The organism is Novosphingobium humi (genome assembly GCF_028607105.1).
Lineage (GTDB): Bacteria > Pseudomonadota > Alphaproteobacteria > Sphingomonadales > Sphingomonadaceae > Novosphingobium > Novosphingobium humi.
In genome coordinates, this window is record NZ_CP117418.1 from 271925 (window position 1) to 289750 (window position 17826).

General features: G+C 63.0%; 16 protein-coding genes. 13 read left to right on the top strand and 3 right to left on the bottom strand.

Translation table 11 applies throughout. The features are described from left to right. Positions 1-293: 293 nt before the first annotated feature. Positions 294-752 carry a MarR family winged helix-turn-helix transcriptional regulator gene (locus PQ457_RS17275; protein ID WP_273620089.1) on the bottom strand — a complete coding sequence of 153 codons (459 nt, stop codon included), beginning with the start codon at positions 750-752 and terminating at the stop codon, positions 294-296. Positions 753-834: 82 nt separating this feature from the next. Between PQ457_RS17275 and PQ457_RS17280 the strand changes: the two genes are divergently transcribed. From PQ457_RS17280 to PQ457_RS17290, 3 genes are read left to right on the top strand one after another with little or no spacing between them, the layout of a single operon-like run. Continuing rightward, the gene (locus PQ457_RS17280; RefSeq protein WP_273620090.1) at positions 835-1317 is read left to right on the top strand and encodes a DUF3237 family protein; all 483 of its coding nucleotides are present in this window, start codon (positions 835-837) and stop codon (positions 1315-1317) included. Between the two features lies 1 nt (position 1318). Then, positions 1319-3004 carry a CocE/NonD family hydrolase gene (locus PQ457_RS17285; RefSeq protein ID WP_273620091.1) on the top strand — a complete coding sequence of 562 codons (1686 nt, stop codon included), beginning with the start codon at positions 1319-1321 and terminating at the stop codon, positions 3002-3004. Further along, positions 3001-3474: a DUF3237 domain-containing protein gene (locus PQ457_RS17290; protein WP_273620092.1), complete on the top strand. Its 474-nt coding sequence runs from the start codon at positions 3001-3003 to the stop codon at positions 3472-3474. The genes PQ457_RS17285 and PQ457_RS17290 overlap by 4 nt, the downstream gene beginning before the upstream one ends. Here PQ457_RS17290 and PQ457_RS17295 read toward each other — a convergent pair. Beyond that, positions 3459-4808: a spinster family MFS transporter gene (locus PQ457_RS17295; RefSeq protein WP_273620093.1), complete on the bottom strand. Its 1350-nt coding sequence runs from the start codon at positions 4806-4808 to the stop codon at positions 3459-3461. The two genes, PQ457_RS17290 and PQ457_RS17295, sit on opposite strands and share 16 nt — an antisense overlap. After that, on the bottom strand, positions 4805-5194 hold the full coding sequence (locus tag PQ457_RS17300; protein WP_273620094.1) for a nuclear transport factor 2 family protein: 390 nt from the start codon (positions 5192-5194) through the stop codon (positions 4805-4807). The genes PQ457_RS17295 and PQ457_RS17300 overlap by 4 nt, the downstream gene beginning before the upstream one ends. A gap of 98 nt (positions 5195-5292) precedes the next feature. On the opposite strand from PQ457_RS17300, the gene PQ457_RS17305 reads away from it, so the two are divergent. The 10 genes from PQ457_RS17305 (at position 5293) to PQ457_RS17350 (ending at position 17680) form a co-directional block, all read left to right on the top strand. Beyond that, positions 5293-6093: an IclR family transcriptional regulator gene (locus tag PQ457_RS17305; protein ID WP_273620095.1), complete on the top strand. Its 801-nt coding sequence runs from the start codon at positions 5293-5295 to the stop codon at positions 6091-6093. A gap of 100 nt (positions 6094-6193) precedes the next feature. Further along, positions 6194-8626: a TonB-dependent receptor gene (locus tag PQ457_RS17310; protein ID WP_273620096.1), complete on the top strand. Its 2433-nt coding sequence runs from the start codon at positions 6194-6196 to the stop codon at positions 8624-8626. A 75-nt stretch (positions 8627-8701) separates the two neighbouring features. Further along, on the top strand, positions 8702-9667 hold the full coding sequence (locus PQ457_RS17315) for a TauD/TfdA dioxygenase family protein (RefSeq protein ID WP_273620097.1): 966 nt from the start codon (positions 8702-8704) through the stop codon (positions 9665-9667). Next, positions 9664-11292, top strand: coding sequence for a thiamine pyrophosphate-requiring protein (locus PQ457_RS17320; RefSeq protein ID WP_273620099.1), 1629 nt, complete (start codon positions 9664-9666; stop codon positions 11290-11292). Before PQ457_RS17315 ends, PQ457_RS17320 begins: the two co-directional genes overlap by 4 nt. A 44-nt stretch (positions 11293-11336) precedes the next feature. Then, on the top strand, positions 11337-12191 hold the full coding sequence (locus tag PQ457_RS17325) for a TauD/TfdA family dioxygenase (protein ID WP_273620100.1): 855 nt from the start codon (positions 11337-11339) through the stop codon (positions 12189-12191). Then, positions 12184-13536 carry a spinster family MFS transporter gene (locus tag PQ457_RS17330; RefSeq protein WP_273620101.1) on the top strand — a complete coding sequence of 451 codons (1353 nt, stop codon included), beginning with the start codon at positions 12184-12186 and terminating at the stop codon, positions 13534-13536. The genes PQ457_RS17325 and PQ457_RS17330 overlap by 8 nt, the downstream gene beginning before the upstream one ends. 59 nt (positions 13537-13595) lie before the next feature. Then, on the top strand, positions 13596-14366 hold the full coding sequence (locus PQ457_RS17335) for a TIM barrel protein (protein ID WP_273620102.1): 771 nt from the start codon (positions 13596-13598) through the stop codon (positions 14364-14366). 41 nt (positions 14367-14407) lie between these two features. Beyond that, positions 14408-15736 (top strand): MFS transporter, encoded by a 1329-nt coding sequence (locus PQ457_RS17340; RefSeq protein WP_273620103.1) that lies wholly within the window; start codon positions 14408-14410, stop codon positions 15734-15736. A 32-nt stretch (positions 15737-15768) separates the two neighbouring features. Beyond that, the gene (locus tag PQ457_RS17345) at positions 15769-16725 is read left to right on the top strand and encodes a sugar phosphate isomerase/epimerase family protein (RefSeq protein WP_273620104.1); all 957 of its coding nucleotides are present in this window, start codon (positions 15769-15771) and stop codon (positions 16723-16725) included. 19 nt (positions 16726-16744) lie between these two features. Continuing rightward, positions 16745-17680 (top strand): sugar phosphate isomerase/epimerase family protein, encoded by a 936-nt coding sequence (locus PQ457_RS17350; RefSeq protein WP_273620105.1) that lies wholly within the window; start codon positions 16745-16747, stop codon positions 17678-17680. The last annotated feature ends 146 nt before the right edge of the window (positions 17681-17826 follow it).

Sequence of the window (17826 nt, forward strand, 5' to 3'; positions counted from 1 at the left end):
ACGACTTTGGAGCGTTGACGAAAGGATATATTGCCCGGGTCCCTGCCATGTCCTTGCGCGGCGTAAACGGGCGGCGGATGGGCGTAAAACCTTGGGCGGGCGATCGGCGCCAGAGCTTTTCATAATGGCCGTCAACGGGCGCCGGACCCGAATAGGCGGTAACCAAACGGCTCAACATTTTCCGGCATGGGAAGGCGCTTGGTCTGAAGGGTCGTGTCAGCTGGCTGGACAGCGACTCATCGCGCCGGTGCGACCGGGCTGGTCGAAAGTTGGCGCAAATCAGGTGGTGGTGCTCATGACTTGGGATCGCGGACACGCATCGCGATCTTGCGCAAGGCGTCATTGAGAAGATCGCGCGCCGGTTGATCAATGTCCTGCAGGATGAATTCAAAGTAATCGCTGCGCATTTTTCGGGCGCGATCAAAGACGGCCTGTCCGGCGGGCAGGGCGGAAATGATCTGGCGCTTGCGGTTTTGTTCGTTGTTTTTGCGCTCGATCATTCCGGCATCGATCAGCCGTTTGACCGCCCGGCTGACTTCCGCGCGATCCGCCTCAAAGGCGCCGCCGATGTCAGCCGCGCTGGCCGGGCCCACCGAACAGATGAAGGCCAGAACCCGCCATTCGGCCAGAGTGAGCCCGAAATGCTCCTGCAATTGCTGCATCGTGGCGCGATCCATCATGCGGGCAAGCAGCAGCAGGCGATGCGGCAAATGCGAGCCGCCAAACAGATCCCAGGTCCGTGGCAAAGTCATCTTTTCATCGCTGCCAAAGCGGGCGGGCAATTGCAAATGGAATCATGTTGACTAATCAACACATGGCGATCATGACTGGCTTATGACCCAAAACCATCCATTTTTGCCCCGGCTGGAACATGCCTTCACCATCTCGATCGACCTGTCGCGGCCCTATTGGATCACTCCTGGGGCGCGGGGCGATACGCGCGCGGCGATTTTCGCGGCGCAGGGCGTGATCGAGGGGCCTCGTCTGCAGGGGCGAGTGGTGCCCATGTCGGGCGGCGACTATCCGCTCTCGCGCCCCAACGGGGTGATCGACTTTGATGCGCGCTATTTGCTGGAAGCCGAGGATGGCGCGATCATCTATCTGGAAAACCGGGGCTTTCGCTGGGCGCGCAGCCCGGAAATCGCCGAAAAGATGCGCCGCAACGAGCCCGTCGGCTTTGACGATTACTATATGCGCGTGACCCCGCGTTTCGATGCCCCCGCCGGGCCGCACGAATGGCTCAGCCAGCATGTGTTTGTCGGCGTTGCGGAAAAAGTGCCCAATGCCAACCGCATCCATTATTTCGTGGTGATGTGAGATGGCGGGCGGGGGTTTGGCGCCGTCCTATCCGGTGCGGATGCGCCCCGGCGTTGATCCATACAGCGCGACGCACAAACCGCCCTTGCCGCCCACCGCTTTTGCCCGATGGAACGAGCGCGGGCTGACCATTGAGCGCAACCATCGCATCCGCCTGCGCGACGGGGTGGAGATCTTTGCCGACATCTATCGGCCCGAAGGCGCGCAGCAGGGTGTGCCGATCCTGCTGGCATGGGGGCCTTATGGTAAACATGCGCTGACCAATCGCGTGTTCTGGCCGCGATCCGGGGTGGACCCGGATTGGCTTTCGGACCTCACCGCATTCGAGGCGCCTGATCCCCTGTTCTGGGCCACGCATGGCGTTGGCGTGGCGGTGGTCGATCCGCGCGGGGCATGGCTGTCGGGCGGCGATTTCCATCACAATGGCGCGCAGGAGGCGTTGGACTGCGCCGATGTGATCGAGTGGCTGGCCGGTTTGCCATGGTGCAACGGGCGGGTGGGGATGACGGGCGTGTCCTATCTGGCCGCGATCCAGTATCTGGTGGCCCCATTGCATCCGCCAGCGCTCGCCGCAATCAACCCGTGGGAAGGTTTTTCCGACTGGTATCGCGAATTTGCCTATCATGGCGGCATTCCCGAAACCGGATTTTTGCCGCGCGCTTCGGACAATATCCGCTTCTCGCTGGGGCGGACCGAGGATACGCTGGAAAATGTCCGTGCCCATCCGCTGATCGACGATTACTGGCTGTCCAAATCCTATGATCTGGCCGCCATCACCCAGCCAGCCTATGTCGTGGCCAGTTGGTCGGATCAGGGGCTGCATCTGCGCGGCACGATCGAGGCATGGCGCCAAATGCGCAGCCCGCAAAAGTGGCTGGACATCCATGGTCATAAGAAGTGGGCGCATTACTATTGCCCCGAAAGCCGCGCCCGGCAGACCGCCTTTTTCGAGCATTTCCTGTTTGATCGCCCTACCGCTGTGGCCGCATGGCCCCCGGTGCGGATCGAGATACGCGAGCAACATGGGGTCCAGCATGAGCGGGCCGAGCGGGAATGGCCGCCCGCGCGCACGGCCTATCGTGAACTCTTTCTCGATCCGGCGCGGGGCGCCTTGTGCGATGCCGTGCCCCCGCCATCGATCCTGCGGCAGGACGCCGCCCACGGCGAGGCCCATTTCACGATCCGTTTTGACCAGCCCACCGAAATCACCGGCCAAGCCGCCCTGCGCCTCTGGGTGGAGGCGCAGGGCAGCGACGATGCCGACCTGTTCATTGCGCTGCAAAAGCTGGATGCGAGGGGCCAAGAGGTGGGCTTCACCTTCTACGCCTTTTATGAAAACGGCCCCATCGCGCTGGGCTGGCAAAGGGCCAGCCATCGCGAACTGGACGAGGCGCTTTCCAAGCCAGAACGCCCGGTGCATAGCCACCGCTGCGAGGAAAGGCTGAAGCCGGGCGAAATCGTTCCGGTCGAGATCGAACTGTGGCCCTTTTCTGTGCGTTTTGATGCGGGCGAGAGCCTGCGACTGGTGATTGCGGGGCGCGACATCTATCGGCCCGAACCGGGCGTCATGCTGCCTTTCCCCCAGCATCTGGATACGCGCAACGCGGGCCATCATGTCTTTTATGGCGGCGGGGCCATGGCCTCGCGGCTGATCCTGCCCTTCATTCCCGCATCGGAGCATCCATGACATTGCAGCCCACCCCCTTGGCCACCCTTGCCGATTGCCGCCTTGAGCATGTGTTCGACATCGAGGTGCTGTTCGGAGCGGATCGGACTTTGTTCGGCCCTTTGCCCGGCGGCGGGCATCAGGGTTATACGCCTGCCATCGGCGGCACAATCACCGGGCCGCGCCTGACGGGCAGCGTGGTGCCCCATTCGGGCGCCGATTATGCCACCGCGCGCGAGGACGGCACGATCGAACTGCGCGCCCATTATCTGCTGCGCGCCGATGACGGCACGATGATCTATATCCAGAATCTGGGCTATCTGGTCCGCCCGCGCCCGGGCGAGGACCAGCCTTCCTATTTCAAGCTGACGCCCTATTTCCGGGTGCCGGTCGGGCCGCATGACTGGCTCAACCGCACGGTGATCGTGGGCGGAGGAGAGCGTCGGTCGGACCCGGACCGCACGCTCTTTCGCTATTACGCCCTGGTCTGAGCGATCCGGCGCAACCCCGGCGCGGCGGCCAGAAAACACAGCGCCGCCGCAAAGAACACCAGCACCGCCAGCGACAGCGCGCTTTGCAGCCCCTGCGCCGACGCCTGCCGACAGGCGGCGGCCACGGCCTCGCCAGCGCCATGGGCGGGCATGCCTGCCGGGCAATCCACGCCATATTGCCCGGCATAAGCGGCCCGCGCCGCCCGGTCGGAAACAAAGCCGACAAAGACCGGCCCCAGACCCGAACCGATCAGCGTGTAGAGCAGCGTATAGAGCGCCACCCCGCTGGCGCGCATCCGGGTGGGCAGGAGGTTCTGGATCATGCCCGTGGTCGGCCCGTAGAACAGCAACAGGAACGCGCCTGCCACCAAGAGCAGCGCAAAGGCCGCGCCCAGCGAGGCGGCATGAAAGGCCAGCCAATAGATCGGCGGCGCCAGCGTCAGCCCGAAGGCCGCGCCCCATGCGGGCCAGCGCGCATCGCGCCGTGCCAGCCAATCGGTGCCGAAACTGCCCACGATCAGGCCGAAGGTGATGGCAAGGCCCGAAATCAGGCCGAAATTGGCCGCCGCCTCGCGCACGCCCAGATGGTGGGTGCGCGCCAGAAACACTGCCAGAAATTGCGAGATCGAGGTCATGCCAAAACCCGCCAGACTGCCCCCCGCGATCACGCAGAGCAGGGTGGGATTGCCCGCCACCTCGCGCAGAAATTCGCCGACCGGGGGCGCCTTGCCGCCTTTGGCTCCGGCGTCATAGCGCCCCCGTTCCGGCTCGGGCGCCAGCAGCAGAAGCAGGCCCGCCACCACAAAGCCGGGCAGCGCAAAGAGCAGAAAGGCCGTGCGCCAATGCCAGAGCAAGGCAATATGCCCGGCCAGCATTGCCCCGAGCAGCGTGCCGATGGGCGTGCCCAGCATCACCAGCGCAAAGGTGGAGGCGCGCTTTTCACGCGGGGCGATATCGGCCACCAGCGAGGCGGTGGGGGGCACAAAGCCTGCCTCGCCCATGCCCACGCCAAGGCGACTGGCGGCCAGCGCGGTAAAGCTGCCCGCCATGCCGGTGGCCGCCGTGGCCAGCGACCAGATGACGGTGCAGGAGGCAATGATCCGCTTGCGCGAGAACCGCTCGGCCAGCAGGCCGATCGGCAATCCGGCCAGCGCATAGAGCGCGGCAAAGACCAGCCCCTGCAACAGGCCCAATTGCAGATCGGTGAGCAGAAGATCGGCCTTGATGGTCTGGGCCAAGGCGGAAAACACCGCCCGGTCGGCGAAATTGAGGGTGCAGGTGAGCAGCAGCAGCGAGAGCAGAACCCGGCGGCGCGGGGCTGCAGGCGCGCTCATGCCGGTTCTCCCACCGCGCGATGGCGGCGCGACAGGGTGACGGCCTCGATCCTGCGGAACAGGCCATCCTGCATTTGATAGAGAGCCATGCTTTCAATGGCATAGGTATCGCCCGCCTGCATTGTCCGGCCGGAGAGTTCGACCCCGTCGCGCCTTGCCGTGAACACAGAGGCCAGCGCGGCGGCTATGGCGCCATCCCCGGCCAGAGCGGCGCGCAGCGTCATCATCCGATGGAAGTCCTCCCGCGCCTTGCGATAATAGGCCACAATGGCCTCCGCGCCGCGCAGGATGATGCCGGTTCCATTGCGCAACTCGACATCGGGCGCGTAGAATCGGCCATAGGCGGCCTCATCGCCCCGGTTGAAGGCGGCTAAATAGTTCTCCATGATGGCATGTGGCTGCATGGCGATCTGCTCTCCCATCGTATTCTTGTCGAACCATCTTTGACCGCTTAAGTTGATAGATCAACATAATTCTCGGAGGCATGATGCGCGAGGTTCCATCCGGCGGTGCAGACAGGCTGGCATATCTGCTCAAACTGGTGGCCCATGGGCCGGACCGCTTCAGCCTGGGCGATCTGGCCGCGCGCGCGCGGCTGCCCGCCAGCACAGTCCACCGCCTGCTTCAGGTGATGGTGAGGGCGGGTTTGGTCGAACGCGGGGCGCATCAGACCTATCGGCCGGGCCGTGAATTCTATGCGATGGCCTCGCAACTGGTGGCGCGTTTCGATGTCATCCGCTCCGCCCGGCCTTTGCTCGAAGGGCTGGTGGAGCGCTGGCACGAGACAGCGGTGCTGTGCACCTATAACCCTACCGACCGCCGCGCGACCATTGCCGATGTGGTCATGACGCCGCATCCGCTGCGCTTTGCGGTGGAAAGGGGCGGCGAGATTCTCCTGCCCTGGGGCTCGCTGGGGCGGGCGATTCTGGCTTTCCTTTCCGGCGGAGAGATGGAGGCGATTATCCGCGAAACGCGCTTTGGTCCCTTGACCGGGCGGCCGCGCGATCCGCGCAGCGAGCTCGAAAAAGGCCTGCGCGAGGTGCGCGAAGAGGGCGTTTCGCGCTTTTACGACCCCGATATCGAGATCGCGGGCATTGCCGCCCCGGTGTTCGGCGCCGAAGGGCTGGTGCTGGGCTGTATCGGCGTGACCATGCCGTCCAAACGCTATCTGCTCCATGCCGAGGATGATCTGGTGCTGGCCGTGCGCGAGGCGGGGCAAAGCCTGAGCGCGGCCGCATCGATGGGGCAGGGCGGGGCGGACCAAGAATTCCAAAATACGGAATAGTGGTTCTGCAAGATGGAAGATGCTTGAAAGTTGATTGCTCAACATTATCGTCACTCCCCGTAACCCGGCGCAAAAAAGCCGGGAAAAATGGGAGAGGGCAATGAACTACCGCAAGGGGAAGGTGCTCGTTTACGCTTCGTCGGCTGCTCTGGCCATGGCGCTGTTTGGCGGCGAGGCCCATGCCGAGGAGCAGGCCGCCAAGAACAATGCGCCTGAAATCGTCGTTACCGCGCAATTCCGCAGTCAGAAGCTGCAGGATGTGCCGATCGCCATCACCGCCGTCAACTCGGCCATGCTGGAGCAGCGCGGCGCCACCAATATCGCCGACATCGGGTCCAGCGCGCCCAACGTGACGCTGCGCCCTGCGGCGGCCAGTTTCGGCCCCTCGGTCGTTGCCTACATTCGCGGCGTGGGCCAGCGCGACACCAATTTCGCGCTGGAGCCGGGCGTCGGCCTCTATATCGACGATGTCTATCTGCCCACGATGCACGGGTCGCTGCTCAATCTGGTTGATCTCGACCGGGTGGAAATCCTGCGCGGGCCGCAAGGCACGCTGGCAGGGCAGAATTCGATCGGCGGGGCGATCAAGCTCTATTCCAAAAAGCCCGATGCCAACCCGGACGCCTATCTGTCGGCCACCTATGGCGCCTATAATCGCGTGGAAATTCGGGGCGGTTCCAATTTCACCATCGCGCCCGACAAGCTCTATATGCGCCTGACCGGGGTGGGGGTCCACAAGGACGGCTATGTCACCCGCTATGACTATGCCTGCACCCATCCGGGCAGCACGGTGCCCAGCTCCGTCACCGGATCGAGCTGCAAACTGGGCACCGAAGGGGGCAAGGATTATGTCGCGGGCCGCGCGGCCTTTCGCTGGACGCCGACCAGTTTCCTGACCGCCGACATTGCCGTGGACATCACCCGCGACAACAGCGAGCCTACGCCATCGACCCTGCTCTATGTGGGCCGCAATGCCAATCCGGGCTCGACCCTGACCGGCATCGCGAGCCCGCCTGCGGCTGCCTATGTGCTCAACGGCAATGTCTATGGCAATGCCACCGGATCGCCCTTCATCAGCTATTCGCCCTTTGGCGCCTATGCGCAGGATACGTTCAGCCGCAGCCCCTATATCAATTACGAGAATTACACCGACACCACCCCGCGCGACGGTTCGGCGCCCTGGCAGGCCCCGCTCAAGGCCGCGCTCAACACATGGGGCATTTCGGGCACGCTCAGCGCCACGCTGACGCCCAATCTGAAGCTGACCTCGATCACTGCCTATCGCCAGTTTGACGGCACCTATTCCACGGGCGATGGTTCGCCGCTCAACCCCTCGCTTCAGGCCAACAACATCTACAACAAGCAATTCAGCGAGGAATTGCGCCTGTCGGCCAAATTCGGCGATCTTGCCAATCTGACGGTGGGCGGCTTCTATTTCTACAAGCGCAGCCGGTATCAGGCGCGGATCGAGCTGACCACGCTCAACTTCATCGAGGACGATTCGATCCCCGCCACCACCAAGGCGGTCTTTGCCAATGCCGATATCAGCCCGATCAGGAACCTGACCGTGATCGGCGGCATCCGTTATACGGATCAGTCCAAGACCTTCTATTATGGCCGTTTTGGTGTGCCGGGATCATCGACGGGCGGTGCTGTGCCGCCTTCGCTGGCGGCGCTCAACGGGCTGGTCGGGGGTTTCAACGGCGGCCGGTTCGACTATCGCGCGGCGCTGCAATATCGCTTCAACGATGATGTGATGGGCTATGCCCAGTTCTCCACCGGCTTTCGCGGCGGCGGCATCAATCCTCGCCCCTTCTTTCCGGCGCAGGCTTTGCCGCACAGCCCGGAAAAGCTCAACGCCTATGAAGTGGGCCTGAAAACCGACCTGTTCGACCGCCGCCTGCGGATGAATTTTTCCGGCTTCATCAACAAATACACCGATATTTTGGTGACGGTCGCCAGTTGCCCGCTGCCCGGCGTTCCGGCCGCGCCCTGTTCGTTGCCGCTCAATGCGGGCAATGCCACGATCAAGGGGCTTGAGGCCGAAATGCGGCTGCAACCCGTGCCGGGCCTGACGGTCGAGGCATCGCTTGCCTATCTCGACTTCAAATATGATTCGGTCAGCGCCGCCGCGGTCACCTCCGGCATCGGCACAGAGGACAAGGGCCAGTATATCTCGCCATGGCAATGGAGCTTTGCCGTGCAATATGACTGGAGCCTTGGCAGCATGGGCACCATCACGCCGCGCGTTGATGTCAACCATATCGACAGCTTCAACCGCAACGCCAACAATGTCGACGCCGCCACCGGGGGCAAGGACATTTTCGGCCAGGTGCCGGGCTATACGCTGGTCAACGCCCGTATTGCCTATCAGACCGCGGGCAAGGAATGGGAGCTGGCCGTCGAAGGGCGCAACCTGACCGACAAGCTCTATTACACCGATATTTTCGACAATCGCGGATCGACCAATTCGATCCAGGGCACGCCTGCCGAGCCGCGCACTTGGGCGGTGACGGTCAAGCGCCGCTTCTGAACATCGGGGCGCCCCGGCGGCGCCCCGCCATCCATTGCCTTCATCCCTTCATCCCATTTTGCGGGAGGATCCCTTATGGCCACGTCCTTTTCCAGCCAGCCAGCGCCCGGTGTGCCCATTGTCGCCGGGCTGCCCATGCCCGAATTTCGCCATATCGCGGTCGAACCTATCAGCGGGGCCTGCGGCTGCGAGATCGGCGGGGTCGACCTGCGCCAGCCCTTGCGGCCCGAAGTGCTGGGCGAGATCATGCTGGCCTTTCAGCATTTTCTCGTCATCGTCTTTCGCGATCAGGATCTGACGCCCGATCAGCACAAGGCCTTCTCGCGCCATTTCGGCGAACTGACCGAACTGCCCCAGGCGCCCACCTATAATGGCGACAATCTGATGCAGGAGGTGCGCCGCGAAGCGTGGGAGCCGGTCAATGTCGTGCCCAGTTTCGAGCATTTCCACACCGACAGCCCGTTCCTGCCCCAACCGCCCAAATGCATCGTGATGCGCGCTCTCGATTGTCCGCAATGGGGCGGCGACACCGCCTTTTCCAACGCCTATCTGGTTTACGAACATCTCTCGGACGGGATGAAGGCGCTGCTCGACGGGCTTCAGGTGGTCTATTCGGCCAAGGACGTGTGGAGCAAGAATGAGAAACTCCCGCCCGAAAAGCGGCTGCGCCTGCGCGAGAGCCATGGCTTTACCGAGGACCAATTGGAAAACATCCAGCCCGCCGTGCGCGTCCACCCCGAAACCGGCCGCCGCGCGCTTTTCGCCACCACCGCCTATTTCCGCCATTTCGTGGGGTGGAGCGAGGAGGAGAGCCGCGCCCTGCTCAACTATCTGCAAAGCCTTGCCCAGCATCTGCATTATCACTGCCGCGTCAAATGGCGCAAAGACACGCTGATCGTGTGGGACAACCGCTTCACGCTTCATCGCGGCGTGCATGATTTCAAGCATGAGCGGCGCCATCTGATCCGCACCACCGTGATCGGCGAGCGGCCCATGGGCATTGCCGATCTGGCCGCGCGCCCGGCGGGGGAAAGACCATGAAGGTCGGCGCCGCGATTGCGCGTATCCTCAAGATCGAGGGCGTCGATGTCCTCTTCGGCTATCCGCGCAATGCGGTGCTGGAGGCAGCGGCCAAGGAGGATATCCGCACCATCATCGTGCGGCAGGAGCGCACAGGGCTGCATATGGCCGATGCCTATTCGCGCATGACGCGGGGGGCCAAGATGGGCGTCTTTGCCATGCAGCACGGGCCGGGCACGGAGAATGCCTATGGCGGCGTGGCGCAGGCTTTTTCCGAGAGCGTGCCGGTGCTGGTGCTGCCGCAGGGCTATGCGCGGGCGCTGGCCCATGTGCCCGACAATTACAACGCCTGCCGATCCATGCGCGACATCACCAAAACCGCCGAGCCGATCCTGCGCGCGCAGGATACGCCTGCCATTTTGCGCCGGGCTTTCACTGCGCTTCGCAACGGGCGGCGGCGGCCCGCACTGGTGGAAATGCCGTGGGATGTGCTGGCCGAGGATGTGGGCGAAACGCTGGATTACGCGCCGGTGGTTTCCACCCGCTATGGCCCCGATCCGGCGCAGGTGGCCGCTGTCGCGCAAAGGCTGGTGGCCGCGCCCCGGCTGGTTATCCACGCCGGGCAGGGGGTGCATTGGGCCAATGCCTACGGCGAATTGCGCGAACTGGCCGAATTGCTGGCCGCGCCGGTCTCCACCAGCCTTGAAGGCAAGAGCGCCTTTGACGAGACGCATCCCCTCGCGCTGGGTTCGGGCGGGGCGGCCATACCGGGGCAATTGCGCCATTTTCTGGACAGCGCCGATCTTATCTTCGGCATCGGTTGCAGCTTTGCCCAGACCGCCTTTGGCGTTGCCATGCCCGATCATGTGCCGATCATCCATGCCACGCTCGATCCGGCCGACATCAACAAGGGCGTGCCTTGCGAGGCCGCACTGATCGGGGATGCGCAACTGACGCTGGCCATGCTGGTCGAGGCGGTGCGCGCGCTGCTGCCCGCCCCGCGCGACATGGCCCCCGTGGCCGAGGAAATCGCCAAAGTGGAGCAGGCCTGGCTGGCCCAATGGCTGCCTTTGCTGGAAAGTGATGATGCGCCGATCAGCCCCTATCGCGTCTTGTGGGAATTGCAGCGCACGGTGGATGTGGCGGGTACGATTATCACCCATGACGCCGGATCGCCCCGCGATCAGCTTACGCCTTTCTGGAAATCGATCACCCCGCTCAGCTATATCGGCTGGGGCAAATCCACCCAGCTTGGCTATGGACTGGGGCTGGCGATGGGGGCCAAACTGGCCTGTCCGGACCGGCTGTGCATCAATGTCTGGGGCGATGCGGCGATCGGTTTCACCGGCATGGATTTTGAAACCGCCGTGCGCGAACGCCTGCCGATCCTTTCCATCCTGCTCAACAATTCGGCCATGGCTATCGAGTTGGACCAGATGCCGGTGGCGACCGAGCGCTATCATGCCACCGCCATCTCCGGCCATTACGCCGATTTTGCCCGCGCATTGGGCGGCTATGGCGAGCGGATCACCGACCCGACCCAGATCGGCGACGCCATCCGGCGAGGGATTGCGGCAACCCAGGCGGGCCAGCCCGCGCTGCTGGAATTCATGACCGCCAAGGAAACACGAGCTTCGCGGTTGTGACAGAGACTCTGTCGCAGCAGGCGGAGCGCCCGCCCATCCGACCATTGACCACCGGGGAGGTGCAGGCTTTGCTGGATGGGCGGGAGGAGGCTTTGGCCGATCTGCGCGATGACATGACCGCCAATTTCGCGCGCGGTCCGGGGGCGATTCTGCTGCGCGGGCTGGACCCTGCCGTTCTGGGCGAGGCGTGCTTTGCCTCGGTCCTTGCGCGGATCGGCGGCTGGCTGGGCACACCCGCGATCCAGTCGCCGCAGGGCGAGCGCGTGGCCCGCGTCGAGCGCAGAGCCGATGACCGCACGGCGCGCGGCACATTTTCGAATGCCGAATTGCGGCCCCATACCGACCTGCATGACATATTGGCGCTGGGCTGCTTCCGACCGGCCGCTTCGGGGGGCGAGAGTGTTCTGGTCTCGGCGCGCGATCTTCATCGAGCGATCGGGCATGATGACCCGTCCCTTCCGGCGGATCTGGTCAAGCCCTATGCGTGGGGCGGCAACCCTGCGCTGCGCAGCGCGGACAGGCCCCGGCCATGTTTGCCGATCCTGTTTCCGCCTGATGCCGCGCATGGGCCGCAGGTGGCCTATAACGGCTATTTCCTGCGCCGGGGCGCCGATCAGGCAGACGGGATTTTTGCCCGGTTCGATGCCATCGCCCAACGACTGGCCGACAAAACCCTCTTCCGCCTGATGCCCGGCGACATGCTGTTCTGGCACAATTGGAGCTGGCTGCACGGGCGGATGCCCTTTGCCGACCGCGATGATCGCCCGCGTCTGCTCTTTCGCCTGTGGATCCGTTCGGTGATCGCCCCAAGGGCTGATCCCGCGCTGGTTGAACTGGGGCAAAGGATGGATGAAGATCACAGGATAACAAGCCAATGGGAGAAGCATGGCCATGAATGAAGCCGTCGAGCAGGCCCAGGACAACCGATGGCCATGGAAGGCAAGCTGGCCTCTGGCCTTGCTGACGCTGATCGCGGTGTTCAATTATCTCGACCGGTCCCTGTTGGGGCTGGCGCTGCCTCTGGTCAAGCGCGAGTTCGGTTCGTCCGACACGATGTTGGGGCTGGTGACGGGCGTGGCCTTTGTTCTGCTCTATTCGGTGCTGGGCGTGCCGATCGCGTGGATGGCCGATCGCTGCAACCGCCGTAACATCATTACGCTGGGCCTTGCCTTCTGGAGCCTGATGACGGCCCTGACCGGCTTTGTCGGTTCCTTGTGGCAATTGGCCTTGGCGCGATTTCTGATGGGGGCGGGCGAGGCCTGCGCCATGCCGCCTTCCAATTCCATGATCGCCGATCTGGTGCCGCCCCGGCGTCGGCCGCTGGCCATGGCGATTTTCGGCACCGCCAATTCGCTGGCCTTCATCATCTTTTTTCCCATCGCCGGATGGGTGGCCCAGCATTATGGCTGGCGGGCGATGTTTCTTGCCATGGGCGCACCGGGCTTGCTGGTGGCCCTGCTGTTCATCGCCACGGTGCGCGAACCGATGCGCCAGAAACAGGCCGCGACTGTTGTCCGGCCATCGGCGGGCGCCATCCTCAATGATGTGGGCCAACTGTTTCGCAATCGCTGGTTCTGCTGGATCTTTGCCGGTGTCACCCTGATGGGGGCCAACGTCTGGGCGGCGGGGGCATGGACGCCTACTTTCTTTGCCCGCGTCCACCATATGGGGCTGGCCGAAGTGGCAGGCACGGTCGGGCCGGTGCGCGGCTTTGTCGGGGCGGCGGGGGTTCTGGCCGGAGGATTTGTGATCGACCGCCTGCCCGTTCACCGCGACCATTGGCGTCTGGTCATTCCGGCTCTTGCCTGCATTCTGGCGGGGCCTGCCGAGGCGCTGTTTTTGCTGGGGGACCAGCGCGTGCTCTGGCTTTCGGGCTATGTTGCAACCAGCTTTCTCTCGCTGATCCACCAAGGGCCGATCTATGCCGCCACGATGAATGTGGTCCGGTCGGGGCAGCGGGCTCTGGCCATTTCGGTCATCCTGTTCGGGGCCGGTTTTCTGGGCAATGTTGTCGGGCCCAGCGCGGTCGGCTTTCTCAATGACCGGCTTGCCGCAGTGCACGGGCCGATGGCGGTGCGCTATTCGATGCTGATCATCGCCCTGACGCCGATTCTTGCCGGACTGTGCTTTTTGAAGGCGGCATTTCTGGCCCGTCGGCCACAAGATGGCGCCATGGCATCAAACCATATTGACCTGAATCGCAAATGGGGCGATGAGAGCGGCACACAAAATAGCAGGACTTAGCCTGCCAGGCATACGAGCGCGAAGAGCGCCACGGGGCCGTAGAATGGGAAAAGGATCCTATGTCTGCGAGCTATCCACTTTCATCCTGTATCGAATGGCAATTTACCGAAGCGGGCGAATTGGACGCGCGTCTGCGCGCAGCCAAGGCGGCGGGTTTTGAACTGGCCGAATTTCACCTCTGGCGCGACAAGCCGGTGGATGCTCTGGCGCAGGCCTTGGACGAAACGGGCATGCGCCTGACGGGGGTTTGCGTTGATCCGCGCCGCTCGATCGTCGATCCGGCCGAGCGCGAGGAAATGGTGACCGCCGTGCGCGAGACGATCGCGGCCACGGCCAAGCTGGGCAAACCAGACCTGATTGTCGCCTCGGGCTTTCGCGTCGAAGGGTTGAGCGAGGAAGAGCATTTCGCCAATGCCGTTACCGCCCTGCGTGCGGCCGCCGACGCGGCCGAGGAAGCGGGCGTGACGCTGCTGCTCGAGCCGCTCAACACGCGCCTGTTTTCGGCCATGTATCTGGTCAGCACCAAGCTGGGCCTCGATCTGGTCGAGGCGGTGAATAGTCCCAACCTGCGCCTGCTCTATGACGTGTGGCACAGCGCCGTGATGGGCGAGGACATGGCGCAGGTTCTGGCCGGGCGCATCCATCTGGTCGCCCATGTTCAGGTGGCCGATATGGATGATCGCCACGAGCCGGGAACCGGCAGCCTCGACTGGACCAAGGTCATGCAGACCCTGACCGATCTGGGCTATTCGGGCGCCATCGGGCTGGAATATTTCCCCACCCTGCCCATGGACCAGTCATTGGCGCTGACCCGGCAAAAGCTGGGCTGACCAAGGCCGCAACCTGACGCCGCTCTGGAGAGGATGTGGCTATGCAAGAGACAAAACTGAGCTTTGTCGAAAGACTGAGCTATGGCTTTGGCGATATGGGGACCAGTCTGGCCTATAATATGGCCAGCGGTTTCCTGCTGTTTTATTATACCAATGTGGTGGGTCTGCCGGCCGCATCGGTGGGCACGGTGTTTCTTATCGCACGGCTGCTCGATGCGGTGATTGATGTTCTGGTGGGCGTCGCGGTTGACAAGACGCGCAGCCGGTGGGGCCGCACGCGGATCTATTTCCTGTTTGTTGCCGTGCCCTATGCGCTGGTTTCGGTCGCGGTGTTTCATGTGCCTGCGTGGGGGCAGGGGGCGCAGCTTGTCTATGCCTTCCTGACCTTCAAGGCGCTGGGCATCCTGATGTCGTTTCAGGCCATTCCCTATACCGCGCTGATGCCGATGATGACGCTGGACGGCGGCGAAAGGCTCAAGCTGTCGGGCATGCGCTCGATCGGCACTTCGGTCAGCGTGGTGCTGGGCACGGCCACGGTGATGCCGCTGGTCGGCGTGTTTGGCGGGGGGGATCAGCAGCGCGGCTTCACGCTGGTGGCGGCGCTGTTTGCGGCGGTCGGTTTTGTCTGCACAATGGCGCTTTTCCGCCATTGCCGCGAAAGGCACGAGGATCATGCCTCGCCGGGCTTTGCCATCCTGCCCGCCGTGGGCGAGATGCTGCGCAATCGCGCCTGGCTGGTGGTTTTCGGCTCATGCCTGCTCTATTTCGCGCGCTTTGGCATGATGATGGCGGCCACGGCCTATTTCGCCATCGATGTGCTGGGGCGGCCGTGGATGATCTCGGTGATGCTGCCTGCGGTGGCGGGCATGCTGCTGCTCTCGGCCTTTGTGGCGCCTTCCATTCTGGCGCGTACGGGCATCCGCAACGGCACGGTGGGGGCGCTCTCCATTGCGGCCGTGCTGTTTGCCGCCTTGCCCTTTGTGCAGGATCATGTGGGCCTGTTCCTCGGCCTGTATATTTCCGGCTGTCTGGCCACATCGATCACCATCACGGCGGCCTTCGCCATGGTTGCCGAGACTGTCGATTATCACGAGGCCCAATTCGGCACCCGCCGCGAGGGCCTGCTCTCGGCCGGGATCAGCCTTTCGACCAAGCTGGGCATGGCGCTGGGCACGGCGGGCTTTGCCTATGTGCTGGGCGCATCGGGCTATGTTCCCGGCCATGTCAACGAGACCGCGCGCGAGGCGATCCGCTGGACCTACAGCGGCGGTGCGGTCGCGCTGCTGGCCGCGCAAACATTGGTCATGATGTTTTGGCCCATCGGCGCGCGCGGCAAGACCGCAACTCATGCGGCCCTGAGCCCGCAATAATCCCGGTCACTCCGAGGAAACGGAACCCAGACATGAAGACAGAAGCGATCTCCATCAGCCTCGATCTGATCAATCGACACTATCAGGAACCCAACCGTAACCGCTATGAAAGCAAGTATTTCTGGGAGGAGCTTTACACGCTGATCGCCGCCTCCGGTTTTTCGGGGATCGAAATCCCCTATGAGCCGGTCTGGCAATTCGGCGGGCGCAGCGGCGTGCCGATGAACCGCTATTGCGTGAACACCAAATACGAAAGCGCGGCCAAATATCGGGCCGTCTTGCAGGCCAGCGGGATTGAGCGTGTCACGGGCATAACCTTTGACCCCAACCTGTTCATGCGCAATGACAATCTGGGCTTCTTTTTCGGCGCGACCGGGCATTTTGCGGGCGAGGCTCTGGCCCATGCCGCCGATATGGGGGCGGACTATTTCGCGATCAGCCCTTCGCCCTATTACGGGCGCATCCTGCAATATCATCCCGATCTGGAAGCGCAGAAGCAGGATTTTACCCAGCGCACCATCGAACTTCTGAACGGGCTGGCCGCCAAGGCAGCGGATTTGGGCGTGACGCTGGTTCTGCGCCACGAATATTGGAGCCTGTTCGGCGGTGAGCGCATCCTGCCCTTGCTTGACGCGCTGCCCGATACGGTCAAGCTGGACCTCGATACGGCCAACCTGTTCGTTGCCGGCATTTCGGCGGCGGATTTCCTTGCGACGCATATCGGCCGGATCGGCTGCGTGCATCTGACCGACACGGATTTTGTCGATACGGGCGATGTCTGGAAAACGCCCAATCCAGAGTTTCCCTCGCACCGCGCCACGCAGGTTTTCCGCGATCCGGGCTGCGGTTCGGTCGATCTGGTGGGAATTGCGGCCTTGCTGGACCGGCTGAAATATCAGGGGCCGATCACCTGCAGCGCCCGGCAGACGCGCGACCCGTTTCGCGCCTTGCTGAGAAGCCGCGCCCTGCTCAACCAGTTTCAGAAATAAGCCGGACGGAGAATCCGCAATGACCAATATCGGGCCCAACATCCGCTATGCCAATATGAGCCACTGGAAATCGATCCCTTATAAGCAGATCGATAATTTCCGCGAGTTCTACTATGAAGACAAGACGAACACCGCCTATTACTCCGACTGGGACAATATCCTGAAATACCAGTCCGCGCTGGGTTTTGACGGTATCGAGATCGCGCCATGGGATATGGCCGATATCCTGCCGCTGTTCGGTTCGCCCGAAAATTTCACCGCCTTTGCCAAGGAACGCGGGGTGGAGGTGATCGGCATGTTCCACGGCGCCCATGCGTCGCATGCGGCCGATCATTTTGACGAGGCGGTGCGCTCCGGGCGCGAGGCGGTTGATACGATCGTGCGTTTCGGCGGCACCTATATGAACACTTGCCCGACGCAGAATTATTACGGGACCGGACCGCTGAGCCGGGAAGAGGTGCAGCAATGCGCCAAGGTGATGAACGAGATCGGCCGCTATGCCACCGATCACGGGGTCAAGATCGGGCTGCATAATGAGTTCTTCTGCGCGATCAACCTGCCTAACCATCGCGAACTGATCGAGAGCACCGATCCACGATTTGTGCATTACTGCATCGACACCGCCCAGATCTCGATCATGGGCGAAGACCTGCTCAAATTCTATGACGACTATCATGAGCGGATCAGCACGTTCCACCTCAAGGACACCGCTTCATCCAACCAGCCCGACAGCGTCCGCTATGCCCAGGACCCGGAAATCACCGATGACGGCACGCGCTGGTTCTGGGAGCCGGGGCAGGGCAATCTGGACCTGAAGGGCCTTTATCGCCTGCTTAAGCAGCACGAATTCAAAGGCTGGATGTCGATTGAATATGACGGTTCGCCCGACCTGCTCGCGTCCATGGCCATGACCCGCTATTATCTCGATAACGAGTTGCGGCCGATCTACGACTGAATGCCGCAATAGCCCGCAGATATTGAAACATCGCTTGCATGCTGTGCCAAACGAGCAGGCATGCAAGCGATGAGCAGGCTTACGACGGCTTTGCGCCGGTGGTCTGCCCACCTTGCGATCGTGTCCTATGGGGTGGTGTAGCTGGG